The following is a 3,300-nucleotide window of genomic DNA, read 5'->3' on the forward strand; positions in this document are numbered from 1 at the left end:
AGGAACTCGGTGGCGGTGGCCAGCGCGTCGCTGTTCGGCAGGAACACCAGGCCCAGCAGGCCGCAGCCGAAGTCCGGCCGGTTGACCCGCTCCCCCGGGTTGGTGAACAGCACCTGAAAGATCATGTCCCGGACGTGGTCGTCGGAGTCGGTGCCGGCCACCCGCCCGGTCGCGTCGACGTGGAACGGGTGGTCCAGCCGAAAACGCCGCTCGGGCGCGCCCATGTTCGCCACGGTTCTCCCTCCTTGCTTCCCAGCCGGTTTTCACCCGGTTCTCACAGCGTTATTTCCAGTCGTTTCCAACAGCGCTTCTCAGCCGGTTTTCACGGCGCTGGACGTGAGGCCCGACGGGGGCGTCATCGGCGCGGCCGGCGGCGCCGGGGTCACCGGGCCGACCGGTGACGACTGCCCGGGATGCATGTGCTTGCTGAACTCCTTCGCGAAATCCTTGAGGTATTTCTCAAGGGCGTCGCCGAACGCCAGCGGGTGGGCCGCGTCCTTCGTCAGTTCGATCTTCCCCGCGTCCACCACCACGCTCTTCGCGGCCTTCACCGTCACGGTTCCGCCGGAGATGTCGACCGTGACCGTGTTCTTGCCGTCGGCGTCGCCGACCGTGATCTTCTTGTGCTCGTCGTCGATGGTGAGCAGCAGGCCGTTCCTGGTGCGCAGCAGCACCATCGGCGCCTCGGCCGGGCTGCCCTCGCCGTCCTTCGGCAGCCCCCCGTCCGACCACCAGCAGCCGGTCCAGACCGGACGGCAGACGTCACCCGCCTCGAACTCGATCCACACGCCCGCCTTCTCCGGCGGCATCACGAACAGGCCCACCTCCGGCCCGGCGTACGGCAGTGCGGGCAGCGCCCAGCCCGTCTCGACCGAACCGAGCAGTTCGGGCACCACCGCCCTGATCCGGCCGAGGTTGTCCGGGTCGGTGTTCCTGGTGACGAACCCCCGGTACTTGCCGTAGTAGCGGCCGCCACCGCCGGCCGTGACACCGCCGTGCTCCACCGCGGACATGGTCATCGGGACCGCGTCTCCTGTCCTCGTCATCGCTCCGGCTGGATCGCTCCGGCTGGATCGCTCCGGCTGGAACGTTCCAGCCGGGCGGGTTGTCCCGGCCGGGCTTTGTTGTCCCGGCCGGGCTTTCAGGTGTTGGTCTCGTCGTCGAAGGACTCGCGGCCGGTGACGCCGGTCGCGTTGCGGCGAGCGGTGAAACGCTGCGTGTACCCGTCGGGGGTGAACGTGTGCAGCACCTGTTCGACGTAGTAGGCGCCGCTGAGCATCCGGCCCACGCCTCGGATCAGCACCGGGCGTTTGGCCCGCAGCACCCGGCCGTACGCGGCGGTGTTCACCTCCCCCTCCGCGACGACGGCCCACGACGACCGGTCCACCGCCGCCTGTGCCAGCGTGGTGAGCTCGCCGTCCTCGGACAGGCCGGCGCCGGCGAGCAGGACCGTGCGCGCCGTGCCGTCCGGCGCCGTCGACGCCGCGCCCAGGTCGCGCAGGCCCGACCGGTCGACGGTGACCGCGACCTCGGCGCCCGCGCGGACGTCCACCCCGCCGGCCGTCGCGGTCGTCGGGCGCACCATGTCGAACCGGGCGGTGAACGCGTCGACGTTGGTGGCGGGACCGAGGTTGACCGACAGCACCCCCTGCGCGGCCGCGTCGAGCTTCGGCGGGTGGAAGTGCCCCTCCAGCGCGCCGGAGGCCGGGTTGGCCTCGACATAGCACTCGTAGCCGTTGCGGACGGCGAGCCCCCGCAGGAAACCGATGTCGGTGCCACGCTGGATCGTGGTCATGTCCTTCTCCGGCCGGGCCGGCTGCGTGGCGGTGACGTCCGCGGTCAGGCCGTGCTCGCCGAAGAGGGTGCTGGCGATGTCGCTGTCGGCCACGTCGGGCCAGGCCCGGACGGTCTCGGTGAGGTTCATCAGCACGCTCGGGTCGGCGCCGACGACCCGCAGCACCGAGCTGCCCGGCCGGGACGACACGGACAGCTCGACGTCGATCACCCGGGCGTCGATCAGCGGCTGGGCGTTGCCCGAGCCGATGGTGACGTCGACGGCGACGGGGGTCAGCCGGGTGAACACCTCGTCGTCGAGCACGCTCCAGCCGGAGCCGTCCGGCGCCACGTCGACGGCGATCTCGATGCGCACCATGTCGGCGAGGTCGGTGTGTTCCTCGACCTCGATGCGCCGGATCGCGGCGACGATCTCCGCGCCGGCCGGTGCGCCGTCCACCCGCAGCTCGTAGGAGATCGTGGTCATCGGCCCGCCCCGCCGGCCGGCCCGCCGGAGCGCCGGGGCGGCGGGCCGGCGGCGGCCGGCGGGATCACGAGAATCCGGCCGCTCTCGGCGACCAGGTCGTCCGGCCACAGCGCCCGGTTCGCGTCGCAGATCCGCCAGAACCGTTCCGGGCTCCGGTAGACGTCGTCCGCTATCCGGTCCAGCCGGTCGCCGCGGATCACCCGATAACCCTGGATGGCCGTCACCGGCGGTATCGGCCGGACACCGACATAGCGGACGACCTGGCCGTCCGGCAACGTGTGCTCGTGGGTGGGCACCCCGGCGTAACGGCTGTCGCGGGCGAACACGGCTTTCTCCTTCTCCTTTTCGGTCTTTCGATGACCACGGGTCCTCCGATGGCCACCGGCGGCTCAGCCGCCGCGCAGGAACACGGTGCGGATGCCCTGTTCGTTCTCGCCCTCCTGGTGACGGCCGGCGTGGGCCTCCTTGCTCTTCTGGTAGCTGATGAACGCGTCCCGGCCGATGTCCCCCGCCGGCAGTTCCAGGTAGGTCAGCACCTGCAGGGTCAGCTCGACCTTCGCCCGGACCGGGTTCAGCAGGGAGTCGAACGCCTCCTCGGTCACCGAGAACCCGGTGACGTCGACCGGTACCACCCGCGACGGCCCCCAGACCAGCAGCACCAGCGGCACCTCGGCGTCGCTGACCTGGACGGCGCCCTTCGCGGCCTGTTTCTCGATCTTCTCGGCGGCCAGCGCCGGCGGGTACATCAGCAGCTCGAGCAGGGCCAGCGCGGGGTAGAGGCCGTGCTCGGCGACCGTCCGGTTGGCGTTGGGCGCGTCGAGCTGGTCGGCCGCCTCCAGCTCGATCGTCATCGCGATCGTCTCGATGGGTGGGCCGCCGACCTTGAGCACGCTCTGTTTAGCGGCCCCGGCGGACTTCTTCGGCTCCGGCGGGCTGCGGTCCGCCAGCGTCCGGCGCATCGAGTCCGCGTTGTACTGAAACATGATCACTCGGGACGCCCGCGCGCCGGTCGCGCGCGAGTCGTAGACCGCCAGCGCCCC

5 protein-coding genes are annotated in these 3,300 nt (G+C 71.2%); all 5 read right to left on the bottom strand.

The window, feature by feature from the left end:
* Nucleotides 1-224, bottom strand: a 224-nt coding sequence (locus NBW84_RS03440) for a GPW/gp25 family protein (RefSeq protein WP_250281626.1), incomplete at its 3' end; no start/stop codon positions are given.
* Between the two features lie 87 nt (nucleotides 225-311).
* Nucleotides 312-1,019: a phage baseplate assembly protein V gene (locus tag NBW84_RS03445; RefSeq protein ID WP_250281612.1), complete on the bottom strand. Its 708-nt coding sequence runs from the start codon at nucleotides 1,017-1,019 to the stop codon at nucleotides 312-314.
* 122 nt (nucleotides 1,020-1,141) lie between these two features.
* On the bottom strand, nucleotides 1,142-2,260 hold the full coding sequence (locus NBW84_RS03450; RefSeq protein ID WP_250281614.1) for a phage late control D family protein: 1,119 nt from the start codon (nucleotides 2,258-2,260) through the stop codon (nucleotides 1,142-1,144).
* Nucleotides 2,257-2,586 carry a hypothetical protein gene (locus NBW84_RS03455; protein ID WP_250281616.1) on the bottom strand — a complete coding sequence of 110 codons (330 nt, stop codon included), beginning with the start codon at nucleotides 2,584-2,586 and terminating at the stop codon, nucleotides 2,257-2,259. Before NBW84_RS03455 ends, NBW84_RS03450 begins: the two co-directional genes overlap by 4 nt.
* A 63-nt stretch (nucleotides 2,587-2,649) precedes the next feature.
* Nucleotides 2,650-3,300, bottom strand: a 651-nt coding sequence (locus tag NBW84_RS03460) for a hypothetical protein (protein WP_250281618.1), incomplete at its 5' end; no start/stop codon positions are given.

It is taken from the genome of Protofrankia sp. CiP1_Cm_nod2, from assembly GCF_920664355.1.
GTDB lineage: Bacteria > Actinomycetota > Actinomycetes > Frankiales > Frankiaceae > Protofrankia.